The sequence below is a fragment of the Streptococcus sp. HMSC034B05 genome, assembly GCF_001809055.1.
In the GTDB taxonomy this organism is placed as follows: Bacteria; Bacillota; Bacilli; order Lactobacillales; family Streptococcaceae; genus Streptococcus; species Streptococcus constellatus.
Genome location: NZ_KV795602.1, coordinates 1 through 25937, shown reverse-complemented (window position 1 = coordinate 25937; position 25937 = coordinate 1). Strand labels below are relative to the sequence as shown.

Genomic DNA, 25937 nt, shown 5'->3' with positions numbered 1-25937 from the left:
TTTGTGACTGAGAACTATTTTGTCTCAGACTCTTCTTAAAAAATGAGCAAAATACTACTCAATAACTACTTCCATATATTTTGCTTGCCCTAAAAAAGAGACCGAACCTAAGCTCAGTCTCCTAATTATGCTAATACTATTGTTATACTTCTTCTGCAACCAATTCTTCTCCTAACAGTGAGTAACGTTCTGCTTTTAAATTCTTAATCGTCCACAAAGCAGCAAAGCTAATCAAATAAAGGCTTGCTAGGAAAATCATGACCATTGAAACGCTTGAGATATCTAAAATTTTCCCAATAATCACAGATGAAAATCCTCCAATTGCTCGGCCAACATTTAAGATGACATTATTAGCCGTGGAGCGAATATGAGCTGGATACAATCTCGTAATCATCGCACCATAACCCGCAAACATTCCATTTACAAAGAAACCAACAATCGCACCGCCGATAATCATGGCAGGCATTGAATTGGCAAATTGGAAGAGGTAAACACACATGGAGGATGCTAGAAGAAAGATTGAATAAACGAATCTCGGTCCCCATTTATCAAGGATTTGACCGAAGGTGAGCATTCCCAGACACATCCCTAAAATCGTTGAAACCATCCAAAGTGAGGAATCTTTTACAGAAATATGCAAACTTGTCTGGATAATGGTCGGAAGCCAGTTCATCATACCAAAATAACCAGCAATTTGTACCGTCGTCATAACCATAAGCTCTACTGTCTGAGCCGTTAGAGATGGTGTTTTAAATAATTCACTCATTTTAACAGACTGGCGTCCTTCTGCTTTTAATGTCACATTGCCATTATCTCGGATATGATCATCATCAATCGCTAGCATCATCCACAAAACCAAAGCAATAGGAGCAAGCCCAAAGAGGAAAAGACCTTTCCAGCCAAGTGCCGGTGCCAACCAACCTGCTAAAAGCGCTGAAGTAATAGAACCGATTTGCCCTGCAATTCCATTCAGAGATGAAATGCGCCCCATTTTTCCAATAGGAACAATACCTGCCATAATCGCGATGGCAACTCCATACTCTCCACCAACGCCTATCCCAGCGATAAAACGCATGAGATATAGATAATAAATATTTTGTGTAAAGTAAATCAACCCTGTTGCTAATGAAAAAATAACAATCGTCCACTTGAAAACTTTAAACTTGTGATAGCGATCTGCCAGTATACCAAAGAGCAGGCCTCCAACCAACATTCCTAGATTGGTAATTGTTGCAATCCAGCCTCCTTGCGCTCCAGTAACACCTAATTCTGAAATAATAGATGACATCGAAAAAGCTAAGAACATGACGTTTAAGTCGTCCGTTCCTGATGCAACAATTGCAGCAACTAATGCTCGCTTATTATTTTTGTCTAAAGACATGCACATCCTCCTTAATTGTAGCTCACAGACTACATTTATTAATTGAATACAGCCTATAAATCAAAAAGCTCAGGAAATCCCGAGCCAAAAGTTTACAGTAAAATAGCAGATTAGCGCACTAATCCATTTTAATGATTACTTTTATGCCTCACAGGACATGATTAAAGTTGTATTTAATTGCATTAAGTATAAAATAGATTGAAAGATTTGTCAAGAGATTTTAGGCAATAGTTTTTACGCATTCTCTATTCTCTCCACTGAAAGTTCTAAAATGAGGTTAGCTACTCAAAAAGTATTAAAAAACATCTCAGGTAATTGTTAAGAAAGTTCTGAGACTTTACGCCGAAAAGCACATGTTTGAGGAGAGCAAAAAGATATTTGATGGAATATTGCGATAAAACAGTCTAAAAGCACTCAATTCTCCAAAAAGAGAACGAAGCTGTACTGACCCCCAAAAGTTGATATTGCCATTAAACCACTAATTTTTTTGGTTCCTCTTAGTTTGTTTGTCTATAAGGCGTTCTTGGATTAACGCCACAACTTCATCATTGGTTGGCAAGTCAGAGTGTTGTGCATCTTCTCCTGTGACAGTAGTTTCTGTATAGTGAGCTGCTTGTCCTTGATAGATATACTTACCAGCACTTACACTTGTATCAGGAACCAATTCATCCGAATCATAAGTAATAGTCCCTGCTACGGAGTACATCGCTAAGGTCCTAGGAATATTTTTACGATTCTTAATAAAGTCAGCTAACATTTCTGTTTTGTTATTAATATTTGTTTCAGTAAAATTATAAGGCGTTCCGATTGTCATTAACTTTTTTAGATTCACATCATAATCTCCAAGATAATTCTCGATAAATGCTGTATAAATCAAACCGCCATTAGAATGCCCCAATCCTTTAAAATTATTGAAATTATATTTTCCTTGCAAGTCCTCAAACGCAGCATTAACCATTTTAGCTTGCTTTTTGATATTACTATAACCATCTTTATTATTTTCAAATCCAATAACAATAATCGGTTCATTATCATTAGCAGCAATCGAACCACTATAAGTAATCCGTCCATCGTTCCATACTTTCACTTTAAGTAAACTATGCTTAACCCCACGACGTCTTTGATTTAGTTTTTGAACCAAACTATCGAATCGATTTTCTGTAGCAGAACTTCCCGGTATCATAATGATTGGCGACAAACGAGCATTATAAAATTTAGCAATTTCATCGATATTTTTTCTTGTCCAACTATAAGAGGGGACTGCTAAAACAATGAGGAAAATTAAAACCGTTAGCAAAACAAGTTTTACTTGTTTAGTCATGCTTACCTCCTTTTGGATCTACTCGACGAAGTTCATCATGAATCTGATCGTTAAATGTAACAAATGGAAGATATATCATAACATCAATGATAAAAATGAAAATCCCAACTGCTAGAGCTCGCAAACTTCCTCCTGTCCCAATGAAAGCATATAGTACACTTGGTGCTCCGCTAGGAACTGGATACACAGCTGGTGGCATTAGTCTGAAATAAAGAAAAATACTGGCTATAAAGACATTTATCATGGGTACAAGAATAAAAGGAATCAAAAAAAGAAAGTTGAAAAATATAGGAATACCAACCATGAAGGCAGCGCCATGATTAAAAAGAGAAGGGAAAATACTTTTCAAACTAACATCACGATCTTTGTCGCTACGAGATTTCCATAAAATAGCAACCAAGAGTGCCAATCCTCCACCAAGTCCTGCAAAGATACCATAGGCATCATAAAGATTTGTTGAGGAAAAGGGATAAGGAATTCCTCTCGTCGTATGTTGTTTTAAAGCATAATTAAGATTATCTAATGCAAACGAATCATTGACAAAAGGAATATTGTTAAAGAGATTGCTATTTCCAATCCAAGCACTAAAAGTCCGTAAGGCAGTGTTCATTTCAATCACGAAGATATTATTTCGATTAACAATTAAGTTTGAGAAAAAATTAGAAATGGTCGAAAATACATTATAACGATTACCTAGGAACAGAAAGAAACTGTAAATAAGTGCTAGAGACAAAGAAGAAAGAATGGGACGAACTGTTTTTGGACGATAAACAAAATATTTATCCACGATTTGATCATCACTTGGACTCGAAAAGCGAAAGATTTGCCCTACTATATAACCCATCAATATGGCAACTATTAAATTGATATTGACAGGAAGGCTAATTCTCATCAAGGCACCATCTTTTAAAAGTGCGGAGAATAACTTTCGCGAATGAATTAACAAGCTAAAAATAAAAGCAGTAATTCCTGCCGTTCCTGTGCTACGTCCATAGTGACCAGCCGTATATTTCGCGCTAAAATAAGTCGCTAACGGGCCCGACAGCCCACCTATCAAAGCAGTACAGTTTGTCAAAACCAATCCAATTGTCGAAAAATACGGAAACCAAGAGCGAACGTTGAATAGGTTGTTAATATAACCATTTACTGAAAAAACCGACTCTGACAAAACCATTGTTGTCGTTGTTAGCAAGAAAAAAGGAAATAGTGATACCAAGGTTTTTTGCGTAATTTTAATAAAACTATTCCGTCGAAAAGCAATCATCTTTTTCAGTAAATATTGATTTACAAATTTTTTTCTACCTAATTTATTGAAGATCATAGCTTGATTGTAGCATAGTTGAGACGACAATTCAATTAGACTAAGTAAAAATAACATGCTAAATATTTTGACGAATAACCATAGCAAATATTCAATAGTTTGTAAGTTAAATCTAAAAAGGCTCAGATAAAAATCCAAGCCTTAAAACATTTAAACTTACCCTAATTTTCTTGTAAGATATTTCTGTGATTGTGCGGAAAGAGCACTGATAATCGTACCCACAGCCCCAGCACCTGTGAACAATAATAGCAAACCAAGATTTGTCCAATAAGAGATATGTACTTCATTGCCATTTAAGATATAATTTGTCAGATAAGTAAAAGCGGTAAAAACATCTGCTCTTTCTGCTTTTGCAAGCTGAATTGCATAGTCAAATTGGTGCGCAACCAACATCATGATAAGCATAAAAACAACACTAATCGCGATACCAACTTTAGACAACTTTTTACCTAACAATTCGTACCCTTTTACTGTACAAACTCCCATGACAATTCCTGAGACAACAGCTACATAACCAAGTTGAGCAATCACTAAGGTAACAATTCCCCCTATCAAGCTTCCCAGAAATGCCCCTACTGTACCTGCTAAGATACTTTCTTTTTGATGATCATAAGCTTGATTGGCGATAGACAAATCCGAACTTAATTCTTGAAACGCTTCTGGTGAAAGTAGCAAAAGATTTCCTCCAACTTGATAAAGATCTACTTGCCCTACTTTTCCAGTTTGTTCACACACATTCGTAAAATTTCTTTCTTTCAAAAAAGAGATAATATCTTGTAAGCCCTGACGAATATGCTCACGTGTTTTTCCTTTGGTCATACCTACTTTAATATCAAAGCTTGATTTATACAAATTAACTTGATAGGTTTTCAATGCCTTAGAAGACTTCGTCAACTCTTTAAATTCTTCCAAAGAAGGCAACGCTTCGCCATTTTTTACCGAACAACAAATACGGTATTGATTTTTTTGATTCATTTGTTCAATATAGAAAGTATAACCATCTTTCTGTCCAAAAATAACGGTTGATGTTTCATCAAACTGCAATCCCAACTCATCCGCAAGTGCCTGCAAATCAAGTTTATTCATAATTACACCCCTTTATATATTCTAATTTTATTATAGCATAATTTTAAATAATTAGACAAGAGGAAATTAGTTGTAGAAATATAAAAAGAGTTGCACTAATGTTAACCTGCACCCCCAATCGTTAAAGTTTCTGTCCAACTTTTTGGGATGCAGGTCATGTCAACTCTTTACCTTTTCTTATTTTTCTACTCGAACGCCTTTGCAATCAACCTGAAGTTCAAAAACTTGTCCTTTAAATTGTTGCTCTTCTATCTTCTCTTTTAGTGTATTCGAGCGCTCTTTTGGTACTAGAATCATCACAGTAGGTCCTGCTCCTGATAGATAAGTCGCATACGCACCATTTTCTTTTGCCATCATCTTGATTTTGGGAAATTCCTTAATCAAGCCTTGGCGAAAGTGCTCATGGAAGCGATCGGACTCAATAGCTTGTCCCGCTACTACCATGTCTCCCTTCATTAAAGCAGCAATTGCCACATTTGCTATCGAGCTTGCAGCAACAGCTTCTTGATAAGATAACTCTTTTGGAAGAACGCCACGGCTATCTTTTGTGCGCAATTCATAATTTGGGATGTAGGCAATAAGGCTTACTTCTGGAAATTTCGTCACAACTGTTGAAACTTCTCCGTTTACATAACTAGAAATCGTCAAATTACCATAAATAGCAGGTGCCACATTATCTGGATGCCCTTCAATTTTCGTCGCAAGATTTAACTTTTCCGTATTTGATAACTGTAAATTCACTAATTGATTAGCTAGTTCAATCCCTGCAACAATAACAGAACTAGAAGATCCCAAACCACGTGCCAAAGGAATATTAGTCGTCATTTTTAAATGATGAGGTAGGATGGCTGGAGCAATTCGACGCGCTACTTTAATCAACAAATTCCGTTCATTTGAAGGAATGCGCCGCCCTAAATCGTGCTCAATAATCCACTGATCACTTTTTCCTAAAACTTCAATGATCAGATATTTACTGACAGCTACACCAACCGAATCAAATCCCGGACCGATATTAGCACTCGTTGCAGGTACAATAATCTTCATTTTATTCTCCTAATACTTTGAACGTATTCAATAATTTAAAACCAGAAGTTGCCTGCAACTTTCGAGTGACATTTTCTAGTTGTGGTTTGTTGATAGCATGGGTGATAATCACAACGCGTGCAGTCTTTCCGTCTGTTCCTTGCTGTAAGATTTGCTGCAAGGAAACATCCTCAGTATTAAAAATTTCTGCCAAACGTAAAACTTGACCTTTCGAATCCGGTGTCAATATTGAAAAGTAGTAAGAACTCTTAATATCTTCTCGTTTAGCAAGAACCAGTTCACGTTGAAATTCATTAAAGGCTTTTCCAACAGTTCCTTCATTGATGCGCCGAACAATCCGAATGATATCTGCTACAACACTTGTTGCAGTAGGTTTCTGACCAGCTCCTGGCCCATAATACATCGACTCACCAATCCCGATAGATTCCACAAAGACTGCGTTCATCACACCATTCACACTAGCAAGAGGATGAGATTTTGGTAAAAAAGTCGGTGTGACTTCTGCAGCAAGACCTGATTTTGTTTCTTCAATAGAACCAACTAATTTGACAACATAGCCTAATTGCTGCGCAACTGTTACATCCTCTGGTGTAATCTTGCGAATGCCTTGATGAGCAACATCTTCAAATTTAACTGTCATGCCAAAGGCGAATTGACTCAAAATAGTCATTTTATAAGCAGCATCAATGCCATCGACATCATTAGTTGGATCACTTTCTGCAAATCCAAGTTGTCGCGCTTCAGATAACGCTGCTTCATAAGACCAACCTTCTTCTAGCATTTTAGTCAGCATGAAGTTAGACGTCCCATTGACCACACCGAGAATACGCGTAATTTTATCAGATGCTAAAGAATTAACAAGTGTGCGTAAAATCGGAATTCCTCCTGCTACCGCTGCTTCATAGTAAAGAGCCACCTTATTTTTATTAGCAATTTCAAGTAACTCCGTACCGTGAACTGCTAACAAATCTTTATTTGCGGTAACAACATGCTTACCCGCCTCTAATGCACGTGTAATAAAGTTTTTTGCTGGTTCGATACGCCCCATCAACTCAACAACAATACTTACTTCCTTATCATTTAAAATTTCGTCAATTGTCGTAACAAAATTAAAATGATTCCCAGCTGCTACCAAGCGCTCTTTTTCAGCAATATCTTTCACCAATACTTTCGTAATTTCAATTTCTGAATGAGCTGCTTGCACAAGCTTCTCATTATTTTCTTTTAATAAAAATGGAACACCACTAGCAACTGTTCCAAAACCAAGTAAAGCAATTTTAATAGACATAGGCACTCCTTGCGATTTTTATGTTTTTCATTATAGCAAATAAACTTATTTTTTTCTACTGGGCAAATTCTTATATTTTTTATAAAAATAATAAATTATTCTTTAAAATTTTATAAACTGACGCTAAGAATTATGATACAATAAAATTAGTGATTTAATAATCAAAGGAGTTCTACAATGGGAAAACATTCTGGTAATCGTTCTGCACGAAATCGTATTCGTAAAAGGAGACAACGACGCACTATTATTAGTCTCATCTTATTGGTCATTCTAGTAATCGCAGGGACATTCATGTGGAAACACTCTGGAGTAAACCTCGCTAATAACCAAACAAAATCTGCTGGTTCAACAGTAAATAAATCTTCTTCCTCACAATCAACAGCTAAAAAGACAATGGACTCTAGTCACAAAAAGACTAAAATCAAATGGGTGAAACAGGATCAACCGGTTAAATTTCCTATTTTGATGTATCATGCGATTCATAATATGGATCCTTCTGAAGCAGCAAATGCAGGTTTAATTGTCTCACCAGAAACATTTGAAAGTCATTTAAAAGCCTTAAAAGATGCTGGTTATTATACTCTTACTCCAGAAGAAGCATATAAAGTTTTGACTGAAAATGTCCTTCCGGAAAATAAAAAAGTCGTTTGGTTGACTTTCGATGATAGTCTGAGGGATTTCTATACAAACGCCTTTCCATTGCTTCAAAAATATCAAATGAAAGCAACAAACAATGTCATTACTGGCTTTGTCGAAAATGGGCGCGAAGATATGCTAACTCTGCAGCAAATCAGAGAAATGAAAAAAAAGGGAATGTCTTTTGAAGATCATACGGTTAACCATCCGGATTTATCCCTTGCAAATGCAGAGACACAAACGACAGAATTACAAGCTTCCAAACAATACCTAGACAATAACCTTTCACAAAATACGACAACGGTTGCATATCCTTCAGGGCGTTATACTCAAACAACGACACAGATTGCTGAAAGCCTTGGTTATAAAATGGGATTGACAACCAACAACGGACTGGCTTCTCTTAATGACGGACTTTTGACCCTCAACCGTATTCGCGTCAATCCGACAACAACTGCACAAGATTTATTGAATGAAATTGCTACAAACTGAAAAATAGGACTTAGCTCAAAAACGAGCCAGTCCTATTCTTTTTTCTTTTGTGCTAATTTCTCACGCTCCAAACGAAACTTTCGATTCGGATTGAGTTTGTTAAAAAGTTTTTCGAGCTTTTCTTCATTCCAAACATCTGCTGCAGAAACAAAATTACCATTTTCATCACGAAAGGATATCGGTTTATCACCCACAGTATCACTCCTTTCTAATCCACAAATTCAAATTCAAAGTTGCCGATACGAACCAGGTCCCCATCTTTTGCGCCACGAACTCGCAAGGCTTCATCTACACCCATACCACGCAATTGACGGGCAAATTTCATGACTGCTTCCTCACGGTCAAAGTTCGTCATAACAAAAAGTTTTTCTAATTTATCACCTGAAAGTACCCAAGCTGCATCGTCATCACGTGAGATGTCAAAGGCAGGAGCATCCTCATCAAAGCCATAATAAGCTTCCTCTTCCATTTCAGACTCATCATAAAGTAAAAATTCAGGAGTTTTATCTAGTAATTCTGCAGTCGCATCTAACAGCATTGATAATCCTTGTTTGGTCAAACTTGAAATTGGAAAAATCTGTGGCAATTCATCAAATTCATCATAATTTTCTGCTAATTTTTTCTTAAATGTCTTCAAATTTTCTGCACTATCAGGCATGTCCATTTTATTAGCGACAATAATCTGCGGACGCTCCATCAAACGAAGATTGTATGATTCCAATTCCTTATTGATTGCAAGATAATCTTCGTAAGGATTACGCCCTTCACTAGCTGACATATCAATGACGTGCAAGATGACACGCGTTCGTTCAATATGGCGAAGAAACTGTGTCCCCAATCCCACTCCTTGACTTGCACCTTCAATCAATCCAGGCAAATCTGCCACAGCAAATGATTCACCAGATTGCGTTCGAACCATTCCAAGATTAGGTACAATTGTCGTGAAATGATACGCTCCAATTTTCGGTTTAGCGGAAGTGATAACACTTAGCAGAGTTGATTTCCCAACAGACGGGAAGCCAACTAAACCAACATCTGCTAGAATTTTCAACTCCAACTGTAGCTCACGTTCTTGACCTGGCTCACCATTTTCAGAAATTTCTGGTGCTGGGTTTTTAGGTGTTGCAAAGCGGATATTGCCGCGACCGCCGCGACCGCCGTGTGCTACGATAAATTTTTGACCATTTTCAATCAAATCTGTTAGAATTTTTCCTGTTTCGGCGTCACGAACCGTCGTCCCTTGCGGCACATGAACAATCAAATCTTCCGCACCACGACCGTGCATTCCCTTGGTCATTCCTTTCTCACCAGACTGAGCTTTAAAATGACGATTATAACGAAAATCCATCAGGGTACGAAGCCCTTCATCTACGACAAAAATGACGTTGCCACCACGACCGCCGTCGCCACCCCAAGGACCGCCATTGGGGACATACTTTTCACGGCGAAATGCTACCATACCATCACCGCCATTCCCAGCCTTGACTTTAATCTTAGCTGTATCTAAAAACATACTCATATTTTTCTCTTTTCTCGATTTTCACTTTAAAAAAACGCTCTTTCAAGCGTTCGAGGACTAGAAATTACTCAGAGCACCAAGCGCACTTGCAAAGATCGCTCCAACAGTTACCAACAACATGATAACAACTACAATCAAAGTCAATTTTTCGAATCCTGTTTTTTTCCGTTGTCCATTATCACCAAAAGCCACAATATTACCTCTATGTATTTAATTTGCTCTCTTAATTGTAACATGAAGATGAGAGTTTTTCAAATGCTAGCTGAAAAGAATGCATTTCAATTGCAAATTTCCGCAAAGAAAAATCCAGCAAACTTCCTACTGGATTTTAGTATCAAACATTGTAACTCTCAAGATTGTCAAAGACTGTTTTCAAGTTGTTTCTATCATTATCTTAACATAAGCCAATTCACCCTAAATTTTTATATTTTATCATAAAATGAGCATTATTTTACAAGACCTATAGACTCAATGAAGCGCATAAAAGCCGCTTGCCCCTCTTTTGTTCGCTTGTAAACACCCGCATCTTCCAAGACGCGTTTAAAAATCCGACCGACTGAAGCGCGCACGATTGTTTGCGCTGATTCTAGTGTTGCATCGGGATGATGAGCTTTTAACTGGTCAGCCCATGCCTGATGATAAGGAGCCACTTCTTCTCTTTGTCCCAAAAGAAATTCTTCAACTTCTTTTAATTCATTTTTCAAACGAGGTGGAAGAATCGCTAAGCCCATGACCTCAATCAAACCAATGTTTTCTTTCTTGATATGCTGAACATCTTGATGAGGATGATAAATACCAACCGGATGCTCTTTGGATGTTTGATTATCTCGAAGAACCAAATCTAATTCAAACTTGCCCTTTTTTCGCCGAGCAATAGGAGTAATAGTGTGATGCTGTTCACCATTTGACTCAGCTAAAATCTGAACAGTCAGATCAGAGTATGCACGCCATTTCTGTAAAATCGTATCCGACAACTCTATTAATGCAGCTTTATCAGTTGATTTCAACCGCAAAACCGACATAGGCCAGTTGACAATACCAGCTTCTACAGTTTCAAATCCTACAAAGGTGATAACTTTGTCCAGATTTGCTTTTTCCATAGGAAAAGTATGCCTTCCCCCTTGATAATGATCATGTGTGAGAATAGATCCTCCCACGATAGGAAGGTCAGCATTAGAACCCGCAAAATAGCTCGGAAAAATTTCTACAATGTCCAAAAGGCGCTCAAAAGTAGCACGACTGATAGTCATAGGAGTATGCTTGCTATCTAAAAAAATGCAATGCTCATTAAAATAAGCATAGGGCGAATACTGAAAGCCCCATTCTTGTCCGACTAAGTCAAAACGGATAATTCTATGATTAGATCGTGCTGGATGATCTAGTCGACCTTGATACCCTTCATTTTCAAAACAAAGCTGACAGGCTGGATAATGGCTCGTTTTGGCCTTCTTAGCTGCTGCAATCTCTTTGGGATCTTTTTCTGGTTTAGAAAGATTGATGGTGATTTCCAAATCTCCATAGGCGGTCGGTGCTTTGAAAGCAATGTTTTTAGCAATAGCCTTGATCTTGATGTAATCATTTTTTTGACTAAGCTGGTAAAAATCAGCTACAGCTTGCTCGGGATTGGAGGCATAAGTCGTCCAGAAGTCCCGATTGAGCTGGCTAGGGGCAGGGGTAATCAAGTCCATAAGTTCAGCACCAAGGATTTCACGCGCAGTCTGACTATCCTCAATCGTCTCTAATCTAACTGCCTCCTCAACCAGCTGGTCCTTGATGTCAATCAAGTCATCCAACTCAGTCTCAACTTCTAAAACACCATCCCCCACTCGTGCCAAAACACGATTGGTCAGGTAGATTCGATCCATTTCCTCAAATGAACTTTCAGAAATGACTTCTGTGATAAATGCATCTAGAACTCCCTGACTCATTGACTCTCCTTCTTACATTCTAAATAGTCTCTGACAGCATCTAAATCCTGAAAAACTTGTTCTGTTTTATTTAAGAAAGACTGCGCTGGTATTTTTAAGTCTGGAATACAAATGACTGGTATCCCAGCTCTATACGCTGCCTCAATCCCTGCTTCACTATCCTCTAGTACTAAGCAATTCTCTGGTAAAACATTCAAATCACTACAGGCCTTTAAAAATATATCAGGGTAAGGTTTGCTTCGCTTTACATCTTTTGCAAAAACTAGATGGTCAAATAGGGACAGTATACCATTACTATCCAAGATAATTCTAGCTCTAGATTCAACACTTGAAGTTGCTAAGGCGATTAGAATACCTTCTCTTTGCAAAAAAGCAAGCAAATTTTTAGCACCTTTTTTTAAATTTACACCTTTGGCTAATATTCGAGCTTCTAGTTCATAAACTTTATCCAAGGTCTGGTCAAAGTTCCAAGGTAAATCATAGGTATCCAAAAATCGTTGAACATTCTCCTCTTCCCTATGTCCACTGTATTCTCTAGAATATGTTTCTTCTGTGAAAGGAATTCCAAAATCTTCAAGCAATTCTTGATAAACTTTTAGAGAAATGATCTCAGTATCAGCTAATAAGCCATCCAAATCAAATAATACAGCTTCCATTTACTTCTCTCCTAGTCTAAAACTCGTGTCCCCGATGCAACTTCAGCGATATAGAAGCTTGGAGCGTATCCAACTACTTCCTCATAGCTTTTGCCAACTGCTTCTTTAAAAGCTGGGACTGCATCTTTTTGAACCAAAGCAATGGCGCAACCACCGAAGCCCGCACCGGTCATACGAGCTCCCAGAACACCTTCTTGCTCCCAGGCTGTGTGAACCAAGGTGTCCAGCTCTAGACCAGTCACTTCATAGTCATGCTCCAATGAAACATGGGAAGCATTCATGAGACGGCCAAACTTGTCAAGATCGCCTGCCTGCAAAGCTGCCCGTGCTTGCAAAGTACGTTGATTTTCTAAAACAGCATGGCGAGCCCGTTTAAGACGATTTTCGTCCTCTATCAGATAGCTATACTCGTCAAAGGACCACTCATCCAACTCGCCTAAGGTTGCGATAGACAGCTTACGGTTAAGTTCTTCAACAGCTTTTTCACACTCAGCACGTCGTTCATTATATTTGGAATCTGCTAGTTCACGGCGCTTATTTGTATTCATGATAACAACCACATTATCCTTAAGTTCAAGAGGTACTAAGTCATATTCAAGTGTATTGGTATCCAGATAAATCGCTCGTTGATCAGCTCCCATGCCAATAGCAAATTGATCCATGATTCCTGAATTCACACCAATAAATTCATTTTCCGTTTGTTTACCGATTTTTACTAAATCTAAGCGTTCCAATTTTAAATCAAACAGTTTCTCTACAATAATTCCTGTCAATAGTTCCAATGAAGCTGACGAAGAGAGACCTGAACCATTTGGAATATTCCCAGAGACATAGATATCCATTCCTTTATCAATGACATGCCCTGCCTTTTGTAAGAAATGAAGTACCCCTTTTGGATAATTTGTCCAATTATGCGTTTTTTCAAAACGAAGATTTTCTAAAGGCACCTCAATAATCCCTTGGTCTTCAAAGTTCGCAGAATAAAAACGAAGTGTCTTATCGTCACGTTTGCGCGCCGCTCCGTAAGTTCCTAGTGAAATAGCCGCAGGAAAGACGTGACCACCATTGTAGTCTGTATGTTCACCAATTAGGTTAATGCGGCCTGGTGAAAAAAATGTGTGCTCTGCTTCTGCTCCAAAAACTGTTGCAAAATCTGAACGCAATTGTTGAATAGACATAGTAGTTGACATAAGAGATCTCCTTTTTGTATAGTTTTGTAACCGTTTTAGTATCTTTATTATAAAACATCATTAGTAAAATTTCAAGTATTTTAGTAAATTTTTACCAAATTTAATTACTGATATTTAAAGGTCTTTAAAGATAAAATTCGATAATAAAAGCTTCTAGGTTTTTACTAAATATTTTTTGTATTTTACTAATTTTTAAGGTATAATATACTTATTCGTTAGAGAGAATAGGGAAAATAATGGCAACCATTAAAGATATTGCAAACATAGCTGGTGTCTCTCCAGCAACTGTGTCACGCGTTTTAAATCATGACAAATCCATGTCTGTCAGCGATGAGACGCGCCAAAAAATATTTGACATTGCAGAAGAACTACAGTATAAAAAAATAAAACGAGGAAGCAATCGCAATTCCCACAGTCGTAGAATTGCGATTGTAGAATGGTACACCGAAGAGGAAGAACTAGATGACCTCTACTATTATGCCATCCGTATTGGGGTAGAGAAAAAAGCTCAAGAATTGGCCTATGATGTTATGCGCTTTTTCAATAATGAAGAATTAAATCATCTCGATCAAGTTGATGGCATCATCGCGATTGGAAAATTTAGCACTCAAAAAATTAAAGAACTAGAACTCTACACAGATAAACTTGTCTTTATTGATAGCAATACACTTGCCTATGGACATAGCTGCGTCACGACAGACTTTGAAAATTCTGTTATAGCTGTTCTTAATCACTTCTTAGAAAAGGAACACCAACAAATTGGATTGCTGATTGGTCAAGAACAAACTTCTGACAAAACCACTACTCTATCCGATCCACGCTTGCTAGCATTTAAAAATTACCTAACTAAAAAACAACTCTATCAAGAAAAATATGTCAAAATAGGAAACTTTTCATCTGAATCAGGTTATTCTATGATGAAAGAATTGATTGAAAATTTAGGCAAGCAACTTCCGACTGCATTTTTCATAGCAAGTGATGCTTTAGCTGTGGGTGCACTTCGAGCATTGCAAGAAGCAGATATTCCTGTGCCAGATCGTGTTAATGTAATTGCTTTTAATGATACATCTATTGCCAAGTACGTCTATCCACCACTCAGCACGGTTACTGTCTTTACAGAGGAAATGGGCAGACAAGGACTACAACTGCTGCATGAGAAATTTCAACATCCTAGCTCAACCATTCCACGTATGGTAACACTCGCCACCAAACTAACCCTAAGAAAGAGCAGCTTATAGACATGAAAACATACGAAATTTTATTTGACATTCTTAGTCAAGAGTCTGACTATGTCAGTGGTGAAAAATTAGCACAAAAGTTAGGGATTTCACGTACTTCTATCTGGAAAGCTATTCAGCGTTTGGAAAAAGAAGGGATTCGTATTGAATCCATAAAAAATAAAGGTTATAAACTCATCTCTGGTGACTTGCTGATTACTAAAAAAATAGAAGAAGCTGCTCCCATCCACGTTTCATTCAATCCAAACTGCCAATCCACTCAGTTAGATGCCAAAGCTGGTATTGAAGCTGGTAAGCCTGCCAATACGCTCTATCTTGCTTCTTCTCAGACAGCTGGTCGTGGACGCTTTGGCAGAAGTTATTTTGCTCCAGAACAAGGAGGAATTTATATGACGCTTCACTTGAAGCCCAATCTGCCTTTTCCACAAATTCCCGCCTACACTGTCTTGATTGCTGGAGCCATTTACAAGGCCATCAAAGATCTCACTTTAATGGAGATGGAAATTAAATGGGTGAATGACATTTATTACAAAGGCAAGAAAATAGCCGGCATTTTAACTGAAGCTATTACTTCTGTCGAAACCGGCTTAGTCACTGATGTGATTATTGGAGTGGGTATCAATTTCGCAATCTCTAATTTTCCTAAAGAGTTAAAAAATAAAGCTAACTCTCTCTTCCACGAAAAGCAACCTATCACGCGCAATGAACTCATTGCTGAAATTTGGAAAGATTTTTATGATTGTGATCCAGACGAGCTGATTTACCTTTACAAACAGCATTCTCTTATCTTAGGTCGGACAATCACTTTTTGCCAGAATGACAAAGAATACAAAGGAGTTGCCAAGGAAATATCAGATACCGGACAGCTATTGATCCAATTAGATACCGGACAAGAAATGTGGCTAAACAGCGGTGAAGTTTCTTTAACAAGTTGGTAAATAAAAGAAGGAGAAGGTTGAGTAAAAATCAACTTATTCCCTTCTTTTTTCAGCACAAAATCAATTCCTTTTATTCTACCATGTGCAGATTTTTTTAAATCAAACAGAAGAAAAAAGGTCAAGGAATTTTGCCTCAACCTTTCTTTTTATTTTTTTCGTTTGATATGTTTATCGATTTCGTCTACTATTTTTCCCATGACGTAGCTCACTTGTAAATTGCGAATGACTAGAAATGCCCAAAAAACAGCAAATAAATAGTGTCCTGACATCATTGCTTCGTTAAAAAAATAGGTTTCAATTGCTGTGAAAAAAGCTGTTGTAAGAAATTGTTGTCTTGTCATAATTCTATTATAGCATGAAAAAATAGAAAAATCTAAATTCAGTCCTCTTGAATGCTAATTTTTTCTGCTAAGAAAGCAAAACCTTCTGGAATGATGGTTTCCTTTGTCTCTTCTGTTGGATTGACATTTTCTCCACGCGCCTTAGCGGAAAATTCAGCCCGAATCTCTGTCCAGTCGGTCATCGAAATAGCTAAGATATCCGGAGAAAATCCAGCCACATTGCTGAGTAAATTCCCAAACATTGTATTGAGATTTTCCCGTTTCATGGTTTGTTCTGCATTAAAGCTCGACTCAAATGCGAGAATTGCGTGATTCTCATTAGCTGCTACAGGTTGCGAACCAACTAAAAGTGCCTTATCTGCACCAGCTAAACTTTCGATAATTTCTCCCCAAGCATTTTGCAACTTAGTTAAATTACTCCGAGCCAGACTAGGATTTTCAACTGCCTCTTGCAGAATGGCATTTACTTTCTGTCGATCCACGCGATAACCCTTGCTTGATTTGACTGAACGGGTTGTTTGTGTTGACTGACTAAAAGTGGAACTTGGCTGTAAACTTGCCAATTGACCCTTAAGCTGGCTAATTTCATCTTTTAGTGTTTCTATCTCGCTTACTAGATTGGATGGTAATTCTGCTTTTTCTTGCCCTTCTGCCAGTCGAATGGTCATCATTTCTGTATAAATTTTAGGCTGCAGACTATTTTTGATTTCCGAAAGGCTTTTCGTTGCAATCTCAATCAAGTCGAACAATCTCTCCTGTGGTGTATTGAGATTGTCTAAAAAACTTTCGCTCGTATGCGTATTTCCACCACCTGTTTTAACAATGAGCAAATCTCTAAGATATTGTAACAGGTCAGTGACAAAACGAGCCATATTTTTGCCACTATCAAAAATCACATCAAGGTTTTCTAATGCTGCTGATGTATCATGCATCAACACAGCTGTCACATAAGCATCCAATGCACCTAGACTAATAGAGCCAGTAATTTCTTCTGAAATAGCTGTTGTCAGCTGATTGTCTTGAGTGAGACTGAGAGCTTGATCCAAGATAGATAAGGCATCCCGCATCCCACCTTCTGCTCGCCTAGCGATAATCTGCACCGCATCATTTTCAAATCCAATATTTTCCTGCTGCAAAATCCATTCAATATGAGCAACAATATCCTTAGTCTTAATTGACTTGAACTCAAAGCGTTGCACTCGTGACAAAATAGTAGCTGGTATCTTGTGCAATTCTGTCGTTGCTAAAATAAAGACAACATTCTCTGTCGGCTCTTCCAAAGTCTTAAGAAGCGCATTAAAAGCGCCTGTTGAGAGCATGTGAACCTCATCAATGATATAAACCTTGTGCTTCGCTAGACTGGGAGCATAAGTAGATTTGTCACGAATATCTCGGATTTCATCCACACCATTATTAGAAGCCGCGTCAATCTCAATGACATCTTCTAGGCTTCCTTCTGTTATAGCTTGACAAATATAGCACTCATTACAAGGTTCACCATTCTTTTGATGAGGGCAATTCATGGCTTTGGCAAAAATCTTGGCTACGCTGGTCTTTCCTGTTCCTCTAGGACCTGAAAAGAGATAAGCATGGCTGATTTTATCCTGTTCAACTGCCTGCCGTAAAGTTGTTGCTACAACTTTCTGCCCAACTAACTGACCGAAAGTTTGACTTCTGTATTTCCGATATAAAGCTTGATACATTAGGCTTTGTCTCCAAACATTTCAAAATTCCAATTTGTTTTCTCTAGCAAGATGTCTACAAAATTTTCTAAATATTCCCGATCAATCTCATCATAGTCCCCCAGCAGATGAGAATCCAAATCTAAAACTCCTACTAAGCGACCATCCTTTACCATAGGCACCACAATCTCACTACGTGCCCTGCTATCACAGGAAATGTAGTTACCATACTGAGTAACATCTTCGACGATCACCGTCTGCCGTTTGGCGGCAGCTTCTCCGCAGACTCCTTTTCCTAGCGCAATGTGCACACAGGATACACCACCTTGAAAAGGTCCTAAAACCAACTCATTTCCGTCATAAAGATAAAAGCCGGTAAAAACGGAATGTGGCAAGGTTTGATTTAGCAAAGCAGAGCTGTTTGACAGATTAGCTAAAGCATTGCTTTCACCCTCAAGTAATGCTTCAAGCTGTGCTAAAAGTAATTGATAATTTGAAATTTTTTCTGATTGATTCATACTCTCTATTATACCAAAAAAACAGCCTCGTGACTGTTTTTTCGCAAATGGACAAGTACTACCTCCTATTTCCCTTTCAGATACATAAAAATATCATCCCAATAGTTCTTTACTAGCTGCTGGTGATAGACTTTAGAAGCAGTTGAATGTTTCACTTTCTGCCAAAGAATAGCTGCAACTTTAAGTTTTTGTTGGAAAGCAGCATTATTTTTATCAGCACAGAAATCTTTGACAAATTGATTCCATTGACAGCTAGTATTGTCATACTTAGCGTAAGTTGATTGACCTTGATAAATTGCTAACATATCTCGCAGTGTAAACTCGCCATCCTTTTCTGCTTTTACCTTCCGCCAAGCTGCCGCCATGTCCGCTGTAAACTTGAATGAACTAACACCTGTCTGCTGGGCAAAAAACTCCCGAAAGCGGGTATTAAAGGCAAAATCACAGGATAACAAGGGCGTGTCTAAAGTAAGCTCTATACCTTGCTTTTTCTTGGTTTTTAAAGGAACTTTCTTCTGAACAACATTCCCTGCAAAATACTGTTTGATTTCCTCTTCTAGCTCTGTTTTGATACCTGAATACTCCAATCCCAATTGTTTACAAATATCTGCTAATTCTGTACGATACCAATAATAGTGTGAAAACTCTTGATAGGTTTTCATCGTGGTAAAATCTGGTCTATCTTTCATTGCATGTATCCCTTTTTTCTTTCTCTATGACCTATTATACCACCAGTAAAGTAATTCCTCAAAAATGATAGATTTGTCAATTTATAGAAGATCGTCCGACCCTCGGATGGAGCGAACTACTTTTACTTGAGGCAATCCGACCCTCGGACAAAGCAAACCACTTTTAGTTGAAGTAATCCGACCCTCGGACGAAGCAAATCACTTTTAGTTGAAGCAATCCGACCCTCGGACGAAGCAAACCACTTTTAGTTGAAGCAATCCGACCGCGAACCACTTTTAGTTGAAACAAGCTGACCCTCGGACGGAATGAATCGCTTTTAATTTATCCTAGCTGCCCAGCGGACACGATAAAATCTCCCTCTATAAACATAGAATAAGCAAAAGAGCTGAAAAACAAGTTTTCAACTCTTGAGGGGTGCATATTAAGAAACCACTTCAGCTGTGAGGATATTGACAACTTTTGTTGTACCTGAAGCATCTGTAAAGCTAACTGTTTTATTGGCTGGTTGATAGCTGAGATTTTCTAAGCTAACATTATATTTGAAAGCAATTTTAATCAGTTTCTTTTTAAATTCTTGTACTGATAAACCGTAGCTTTTTGCTCTTGCTTCTTCTGCCGCTTCTTCAGGATCAACAGTTGGCTGCTTTTCTGTTTCCTCAGATTTTTCCTTTTGAGCATCCGATTCTTTATTTGCAGACTTGTCTGCGTTCTCTTTTGGCTCTTCATTTGGTGCATAGTTCTTTCCGTTATCTGATTGATTTTTCTTACCATGCTGACTAGAATTACCAAAACCATTGTCAGAATGCGGACGGTCTTCTGGATGAGTGACGTAATATTTCACGGTCGCAAGGAAATCTTCCATGCTGTAGCCGTCAGGTGCTTTGTAAAGTCCTTGATCAAACCAAGAAAGAGAGACATTATGATAATGGTCATGATGCGGAATAATCAATTGACCATTTTTATAATCAACGACATAAGCTGTATTATATGGCATTACCTCAACAGGTACCTTTTTAGCCGGTGTCACACGCTCATAGATTGCTTGTGCAGTCTCTTTTTGAGGTTGTTTTGGATCCGTACTTGGCTTCTCCTCTTTCTTTTTCGGAGTTTTCGTTTTCAGATACTCTTCCGTCGCTTTACGCTCAGATTCTGACAAATCATTCTTAGGAATATAGTGGCTGTGTGTCATGTGTGGAGCAGTATAGCCATCTCCTTCATCTTTAATCACATCATGTGGGTCAAAGATATAACCGTCCGATGTTGCATAACGACCTACAGCTTTAGCTAATGCTACTTCATCAGCCGTATAAGCAATTTGCGAATTTGCTTTGCCTGCGCGGTCAGGGTGCTGTACCTCACTTGACAATTTCAAAACCTTATCCAATAAGGCAAGCTTATCCACATTCGGATTGGCAGCCTGTTGCATGAGGTCTTCAACCATTGCCAGTTGTGCTTTATCCCCTTTGCTTTCAAGCGTTTGACGAATTGGTGTTAAGACTTTCTTGAAAGCAGCAACGATTTCAGCATTTTTCTTTGTCAGTCCCGCTTGTGTTTCCGGATCAACCGCCTTGACGATTTCAGACAACAAATCTTTCACTTTTTGAAGCACTGTTGCTTTTTCTTCTGTTCCAAGAGTGAAGCCAGATTTGATACCAGCGAGTTGCTCTTCAAAGTTTGCCTTTTGACTAGCATTTGTCACCTTACTCATCAAACTTTCAGCCTTATTGATAAAGGTTTGAATCTGTTCATCCGTCACTTCTGTCTCAGATGGTTCTTCTTTTGGCTTTTCAGGCTCTTTGCTTGGCTCAGTTTGCTTGCCACCATTAGGTTTGTTTGGCTGTGTTTGGTCCTTGCCCGTATCTTGGTTCGGTTTACTTGGGTTTGTCTGTTGATTACTTTGACCAGCTAGCTTTTTCGCTTCTGAATAGTCCGTACCAGGAACAATCATCCGCGAAATTTTTTCTTCTAGTGGCGACATTTGACTATAGTAAATGAAATGATAATGATTACCATGTGGCACTGCCACCCCACTAGAAGATTTTTTAGTAATCTGTGCCGGGTCAAATATCAAACCATCAGATTCCACATGACGTTGGTTTAACGGCATCAAGTACAGTTGTTTTAACAGATTGATGATTTCTTGATGAGCAGATGGAGTATTCTGATGACTTGGTTGTGATGGCTGCGCATGATGATTATTGCCCTGATGAGTCTGTGTTCCCGGCGTTGATGGTTGGTAATGGATAGAAGGTAGTGTAGTTCCGCCATTTGATGGTCTTGATGGCGTTGGACTTGGACTCGGAGTTGATGTCGTACCGCCAGATTTGTGTTTGTTGTCCCAATAGCTCTGAGCAGCAGCTAACTCACTAGGAGACAAATCTTTCTTTGGAATATAATGGAAATGATTACCATGCGGTACGATGAAGCCATCTCCAGTATCTTCTATCACATCTGTCGGATTGAAAACATAGCCGTCATCCGTCGTATAACGACCTTGCGCACGAGCTTCTTTGACAGCTGCTGTTACAGCACCACCTTTCGCTCCCTTATGGCCTTTGCCGCTATACTCTGCCCTTTGGCGAGCAATTTCTTCTTTTGTACGAACATTACTGGTATGATTTGGATCTTTCAAGTAAAGATAATATTTCCCATTTACCTTGATAATGTAGCCATCTTTCACTTCGTTGATAATATCAGACTGCTGCAAGGTATAGTTTGGATCCCGCATAATCAGCTCTTCACTGATAATCGCATCATAAGGGACTTTCCCATTATAATAATGATAATGATCACCGTGAGAAGTTACGTAACCTTGGTCTGTAATTTTGACAACAATCTGTTCCGCATTGATCCCTTCTTTTGCGCTCACTTCATCAGGCGACAAATTCTCTGCTTGCTTGCCCTTGTTTGCTTTAGATTTTCCATTTACATAAGCAACACGGTTATTTTCCTTGCTAGATACTGTCTGATGACGCCCCAGCTCATAGCTACACAAACTTAGGACAACAACTGCAACAGAACCGATAAGATATTTTTTCTTCATGATTCTCCTCATTTTTTCAATTCTTTTGCCAATGTCGCTAGATTGGCTTCTAGATTTTCAAGATAAGTATGATTATTTTGCGGATCAGCTTCCAAAGGGTTTAATTGTTTTAGTTTAACGCCTGTAGATTTGACCAAAGTTTTCGCAACTTTTGATGAAGCATTACTTTCCACAAAAATGGTTTTAACTTTATAAGTTTTGACAAATTCTTCAATTTCCGTCAATTGGCGCGGACTTGGTTCCTGCTCTGGAGAAATCCCGGCAATCCCCAACTGCCTCAATCCAAATCGCTTCGCCAAATAAGAAAAGGCAGTATGCTGAGTCACAAATGTTTTTTGCCTTGCAGCTTTGAAAATCGGTTGATATTTTTTAGTCAATTCTTTTGCCTTACCTGCCAGCTCTTTCGCGTTTTTTTGATAGGTTTCTTTATTTTTACTATCAATCTTCGAAAGTTTATCAGCGATAATCTGTGCTTCTTCTGCCACTTTTTCTGGGTCTAACCACGTGTGTGGATCGTAAAGAGTCTTTTCATCCACTCCTTCACCAGCAGCTACATCTTCTAATCCCGGCACACGCTCCAGCTTCATCCCTTCTGAAGCTTCAAGTACCTTCACTTTAGATTTTTTCAAACTCGGATCTAAACTTCCAGCCCAAGATTCTAACGTATGAGAATGATAAACAAAGACATCTGCATCATAGATAGCTGCTACATCGTTGGCTGATGGTTCAAAGGAATGAATACCGCTACTTGATTGAATCATCCGAACATCATTTAAATCGCCTGATACTTCTTTGACCATAGCATAAATCGGATAAAAACTTGTTACAATTTTCAGACCTTTACTCTGTTTTTTTGTACTTGTTCCACACGCTGTCAACAACAAAGTCAATCCTACCACAAAAATAGAAAATAGATATTTCTTTAATTTCATATATCACTCCTCAACTAGTGTTTAACCAGTTTATTAACTGGTTAATATGATACCATGATAGAAATTAGCTGTCAAGAATTTTTTATCTGTTTTTTTAACAATAATAAAAAAGCTTTCTAAATAACATTAGAAAACTTTTGCTCTTACCAATCGCTTTTTTCTTTACGAATCTCTTCCAACATTTCAGCTTCTTCTGCTGTGAACTCATATTTTTCTAGCAAATCTGGACGACGTTCATAAGTCTTTTTCAAACTCTCATACAGACGCCATTTTCGAATATTCTCATGATGACCGCTCATCAAAATATCTGGCACAACCATTCCACGAAACTCATAAGGGCGCGTATATTGAGGATATTCTAAAAGACCTGATGAAAAACTGTCATCAGTATGACTAACTTCCTTACCAAGAACTTCAGGAATCAGTCGTACCGTTGCATCGATCATCGTCATAGCAGCCAACTCTCCACCGGTCAAAACATAATCTCCAAGAGAAACCTCGTCTGTCACCAAACTTTTAATCCGCTCATCATAACCTTCATAATGCCCGCAGATAAAGATTAATTCTTCTTCTTGAGAAAGTTCTTCCGCATAGGCCTGATTAAATGTTCGACCAGCAGGATCCAACAAAACGACTCGTGGCTGCTTTTTTTCAATCGCATCATAAGCATCAAAAATTGGTTGCGCTCTGAGCAGCATTCCCTGACCGCCCCCATAAGGCTCGTCATCAACGTGTCTCGATTTCTCTGCATTTTCTCGAAAATTATGATAGTGAATCTCTAGTAATCCTTTTTCGCGCGCCTTGCCAACTATTGAATGCTCTAAAGGGGCAAACATCTCCGGAAATAGGGTCAAAATATCAATCTTCATCGTCCAGTCCTTCCGGAATTTCCACATCTACTCGACTATTTTCAAGATCAATATTCAATACAACAGGTGGAATATAAGGCAACAGTAAATCACGCTTGCCTTTGCGCTTTACCACCCAGACATCATTAGCACCGGGCTGCAAAATTTCTTTAATTGTTCCAATCAAAATATCCTGTTCATAAACATTCAAGCCAATAATTTCATGATAATAAAATTCGCCCTCATCTAAATCCGATAAATCTTCTTCAGCCACTTTCAAAGTAAAATCACGATATTTCTCAATGTCATTGATATGGTACATTCCTTTGAATTTGATAATATCAAAATTTTTCATCTTACGATGACTAGCAATTTCCACATTCATGACAAAATTATCTTTCTTATCAAAAAGGGCCAACATACTTCCCTTTTTAAAACGTTCCTCTGCAAAATCCGTCACCGATAGTACACGCATTTCACCTTGCAAACCTTGCGTATTCACAATCTTTCCAACATTATAATAGTTCATTTTCTCTCCAAGTACTAGCATTATCTTTTTTATTTTATCATGAATAAAGGGAATTCTCAAGAAAACAAAAACCCCTACTAAGACAAATCTTAATAGGGGATGGAGAGCGATAATTGTCCCTCACTTTTTATCGCCTCAACAATTAACATCAGACTTTAAAACTTGGCTTTCAAGCTTAACCAACCTGTAAGTAATTATTTTTCTATAATTACTGTTTATCAATTTTTGAACCACGATTTAAATACTAGTTTGAACTATTATTATATTATTTATATCTATCATAATTTGCATCAAACCATTCTAATAAGGCCTGCGCTGTTGTAAATTTAATACTCTGTACCTTTACTTTGCCATCTCTAAGATAAAATAAGCTAGTTTGAGAAACTAAGTAATTCGTTTCTTTACAAATTCTGTAAGCTGAGATTTTCTTAGCACACAGTAATTCGATAATTAGTTCAATCTTTTTTAACATGATATCAACATTTTCCACTTCCAAAACCTCTCCATAACAATGAAAAAACTACTCTTAAAAGGTACCTACTTTTCTTCTTTTAGTAAGAGATAGTTAAATCACTACCTCCTATTTTTATAAAAATGAGTAAGCTGAACAAAAATGTTTTTATCCCACTCACTAAAAAACTATCAATACATAGAGTCATTCTTTTCCATAATTGCCAATCATGGCAGTTAAGATAGTTAAACTAACAGAGGTAAATTTTAAAATTTCCGAGTGACCATTTGAAAATAGAATTTATACTTTTATAATTCTAAAATCTTATAAAATAGAACACCCTTACCCTGTCTATTTATAAAAGAAAATGAGATGGGAGTATTCCCATCCCATTTCTAAAGGAGATAACTTAACAATACATTTACATTTTATTCTTCCTTTCTCTTCCATGACTTACCAATTAAAGTAGCTGAAGACGCTAGACCGACTAAGCCTATTAAAGGCAAGAATGGAAATTCTTTAGTGCCTGTTTTTGGTAATTTAGTATTCGCAGTTCCAACAGAGGTAAACTTAGATCCCACTGATTGAACATTTGAAAACGGAACTTTTGATCTGTAACCCAAATTAGTTGGAGCCACTGAATTTTGAACAGAGGCAAATGTATTTGATTTCTTGTTTCCGGCCTGATTATTATTTCCGTTTTGGCTATTCTGGTCAGTTTGATGTGTATTACCGTCTGGATTAGACTTACCGCCTTGATGTGTATTGCCATCTTTACCATCTTTACCGTCTTTACCTGCGTCACCCTTATCACCTTTGTCGCCCTTGTCGCCTTTGAGGGATTTCACGTAATCGTCAGGGGTCT

At 37.9% G+C, this 25937-nt stretch carries 26 protein-coding genes; 3 read left to right on the top strand and 23 right to left on the bottom strand.

All coding sequences use genetic code 11. The features are described from left to right. Nucleotides 1-142: 142 nt before the first annotated feature. From HMPREF2542_RS04280 to HMPREF2542_RS04255, 6 genes are all read right to left on the bottom strand, one after another. A complete protein-coding gene (locus HMPREF2542_RS04280; protein WP_070484401.1) occupies nucleotides 143-1381 on the bottom strand; it encodes an MFS transporter in 1239 nt (412 codons plus the stop codon). A gap of 478 nt (nucleotides 1382-1859) precedes the next feature. Then, nucleotides 1860-2702 (bottom strand): alpha/beta hydrolase, encoded by an 843-nt coding sequence (locus HMPREF2542_RS04275; RefSeq protein ID WP_048801032.1) that lies wholly within the window; start codon nucleotides 2700-2702, stop codon nucleotides 1860-1862. Beyond that, the gene (locus HMPREF2542_RS04270; RefSeq protein WP_006269532.1) at nucleotides 2695-4023 is read right to left on the bottom strand and encodes a PTS sugar transporter subunit IIC; all 1329 of its coding nucleotides are present in this window, start codon (nucleotides 4021-4023) and stop codon (nucleotides 2695-2697) included. The genes HMPREF2542_RS04275 and HMPREF2542_RS04270 overlap by 8 nt, the downstream gene beginning before the upstream one ends. A gap of 156 nt (nucleotides 4024-4179) precedes the next feature. Then, nucleotides 4180-5109 carry a hypothetical protein gene (locus HMPREF2542_RS04265; RefSeq protein WP_070484398.1) on the bottom strand — a complete coding sequence of 310 codons (930 nt, stop codon included), beginning with the start codon at nucleotides 5107-5109 and terminating at the stop codon, nucleotides 4180-4182. 177 nt (nucleotides 5110-5286) lie between these two features. Beyond that, nucleotides 5287-6153, bottom strand: coding sequence for a homoserine kinase (gene thrB, locus HMPREF2542_RS04260; protein ID WP_058669481.1), 867 nt, complete (start codon nucleotides 6151-6153; stop codon nucleotides 5287-5289). A gap of 1 nt (nucleotide 6154) precedes the next feature. Then, nucleotides 6155-7441, bottom strand: coding sequence for a homoserine dehydrogenase (locus HMPREF2542_RS04255; protein WP_058669480.1), 1287 nt, complete (start codon nucleotides 7439-7441; stop codon nucleotides 6155-6157). Between the two features lie 177 nt (nucleotides 7442-7618). On the opposite strand from HMPREF2542_RS04255, the gene HMPREF2542_RS04250 reads away from it, so the two are divergent. Further along, a complete protein-coding gene (locus HMPREF2542_RS04250) occupies nucleotides 7619-8569 on the top strand; it encodes a polysaccharide deacetylase family protein (protein WP_048801030.1) in 951 nt (316 codons plus the stop codon). 32 nt (nucleotides 8570-8601) lie between these two features. Here HMPREF2542_RS04250 and HMPREF2542_RS09755 read toward each other — a convergent pair whose 3' ends face one another. The 6 genes from HMPREF2542_RS09755 to HMPREF2542_RS04225 form a co-directional block, all read right to left on the bottom strand. Beyond that, nucleotides 8602-8763 carry a hypothetical protein gene (locus HMPREF2542_RS09755; RefSeq protein WP_006269581.1) on the bottom strand — a complete coding sequence of 54 codons (162 nt, stop codon included), beginning with the start codon at nucleotides 8761-8763 and terminating at the stop codon, nucleotides 8602-8604. A 14-nt stretch (nucleotides 8764-8777) separates the two neighbouring features. Continuing rightward, entirely contained in the window at nucleotides 8778-10088 is a 1311-nt protein-coding gene (gene obgE, locus HMPREF2542_RS04245) for a GTPase ObgE (protein WP_058669479.1), read from the bottom strand. Nucleotides 10089-10145: 57 nt separating this feature from the next. Beyond that, the gene (locus tag HMPREF2542_RS04240; RefSeq protein ID WP_003024272.1) at nucleotides 10146-10280 is read right to left on the bottom strand and encodes a DUF4044 domain-containing protein; all 135 of its coding nucleotides are present in this window, start codon (nucleotides 10278-10280) and stop codon (nucleotides 10146-10148) included. A gap of 254 nt (nucleotides 10281-10534) precedes the next feature. Then, a complete protein-coding gene (galT, locus tag HMPREF2542_RS04235) occupies nucleotides 10535-12016 on the bottom strand; it encodes a UDP-glucose--hexose-1-phosphate uridylyltransferase (protein ID WP_058669478.1) in 1482 nt (493 codons plus the stop codon). Then, the gene (locus HMPREF2542_RS04230) at nucleotides 12013-12672 is read right to left on the bottom strand and encodes an HAD family hydrolase (RefSeq protein ID WP_037597160.1); all 660 of its coding nucleotides are present in this window, start codon (nucleotides 12670-12672) and stop codon (nucleotides 12013-12015) included. Before HMPREF2542_RS04230 ends, galT begins: the two co-directional genes overlap by 4 nt. 11 nt (nucleotides 12673-12683) lie before the next feature. Continuing rightward, the gene (locus HMPREF2542_RS04225) at nucleotides 12684-13862 is read right to left on the bottom strand and encodes a galactokinase (RefSeq protein ID WP_070484395.1); all 1179 of its coding nucleotides are present in this window, start codon (nucleotides 13860-13862) and stop codon (nucleotides 12684-12686) included. Between the two features lie 236 nt (nucleotides 13863-14098). On the opposite strand from HMPREF2542_RS04225, the gene HMPREF2542_RS04220 reads away from it, so the two are divergent. Together HMPREF2542_RS04220 and birA are read left to right on the top strand one after the other, a co-directional pair. Then, nucleotides 14099-15100 carry a LacI family DNA-binding transcriptional regulator gene (locus HMPREF2542_RS04220; protein WP_058669476.1) on the top strand — a complete coding sequence of 334 codons (1002 nt, stop codon included), beginning with the start codon at nucleotides 14099-14101 and terminating at the stop codon, nucleotides 15098-15100. A 2-nt stretch (nucleotides 15101-15102) separates the two neighbouring features. Further along, on the top strand, nucleotides 15103-16038 hold the full coding sequence (gene birA / locus HMPREF2542_RS04215) for a bifunctional biotin--[acetyl-CoA-carboxylase] ligase/biotin operon repressor BirA (protein WP_039677018.1): 936 nt from the start codon (nucleotides 15103-15105) through the stop codon (nucleotides 16036-16038). Between the two features lie 146 nt (nucleotides 16039-16184). Here birA and HMPREF2542_RS04210 read toward each other — a convergent pair whose 3' ends face one another. The 11 genes from HMPREF2542_RS04210 to HMPREF2542_RS04165 all read right to left on the bottom strand — a co-directional run. Then, entirely contained in the window at nucleotides 16185-16379 is a 195-nt protein-coding gene (locus tag HMPREF2542_RS04210; protein ID WP_020997743.1) for a DUF3272 family protein, read from the bottom strand. A gap of 38 nt (nucleotides 16380-16417) precedes the next feature. Then, nucleotides 16418-18082, bottom strand: a complete 1665-nt coding sequence (gene dnaX / locus HMPREF2542_RS04205; RefSeq protein ID WP_058669475.1) for a DNA polymerase III subunit gamma/tau — start codon at nucleotides 18080-18082, stop codon at nucleotides 16418-16420. Further along, nucleotides 18082-18579: a GAF domain-containing protein gene (locus HMPREF2542_RS04200; protein WP_058669474.1), complete on the bottom strand. Its 498-nt coding sequence runs from the start codon at nucleotides 18577-18579 to the stop codon at nucleotides 18082-18084. Before HMPREF2542_RS04200 ends, dnaX begins: the two co-directional genes overlap by 1 nt. Nucleotides 18580-18644: 65 nt before the next feature. Beyond that, nucleotides 18645-19268, bottom strand: a complete 624-nt coding sequence (locus tag HMPREF2542_RS04195) for an SAP domain-containing protein (RefSeq protein WP_039677015.1) — start codon at nucleotides 19266-19268, stop codon at nucleotides 18645-18647. 163 nt (nucleotides 19269-19431) lie between these two features. Then, nucleotides 19432-19557, bottom strand: a complete 126-nt coding sequence (locus HMPREF2542_RS10110) for a hypothetical protein (protein ID WP_261674376.1) — start codon at nucleotides 19555-19557, stop codon at nucleotides 19432-19434. A 133-nt stretch (nucleotides 19558-19690) separates the two neighbouring features. Further along, nucleotides 19691-22312, bottom strand: coding sequence for a pneumococcal-type histidine triad protein (locus tag HMPREF2542_RS04190; RefSeq protein ID WP_070484392.1), 2622 nt, complete (start codon nucleotides 22310-22312; stop codon nucleotides 19691-19693). An 8-nt stretch (nucleotides 22313-22320) separates the two neighbouring features. Beyond that, entirely contained in the window at nucleotides 22321-23244 is a 924-nt protein-coding gene (locus HMPREF2542_RS04185; protein ID WP_070484389.1) for a metal ABC transporter solute-binding protein, Zn/Mn family, read from the bottom strand. 143 nt (nucleotides 23245-23387) lie between these two features. Beyond that, nucleotides 23388-24113, bottom strand: coding sequence for a tRNA (guanosine(37)-N1)-methyltransferase TrmD (gene trmD, locus HMPREF2542_RS04180; protein WP_070484387.1), 726 nt, complete (start codon nucleotides 24111-24113; stop codon nucleotides 23388-23390). Further along, nucleotides 24103-24621, bottom strand: coding sequence for a ribosome maturation factor RimM (gene rimM / locus HMPREF2542_RS04175; RefSeq protein ID WP_009568768.1), 519 nt, complete (start codon nucleotides 24619-24621; stop codon nucleotides 24103-24105). Before rimM ends, trmD begins: the two co-directional genes overlap by 11 nt. Nucleotides 24622-24886: 265 nt before the next feature. Beyond that, entirely contained in the window at nucleotides 24887-25111 is a 225-nt protein-coding gene (locus tag HMPREF2542_RS04170; protein WP_227743467.1) for a hypothetical protein, read from the bottom strand. Nucleotides 25112-25500: 389 nt separating this feature from the next. Next, nucleotides 25501-25937: LPXTG cell wall anchor domain-containing protein (locus HMPREF2542_RS04165; RefSeq protein WP_148129459.1), on the bottom strand; the 437-nt coding region annotated here is incomplete at its 5' end.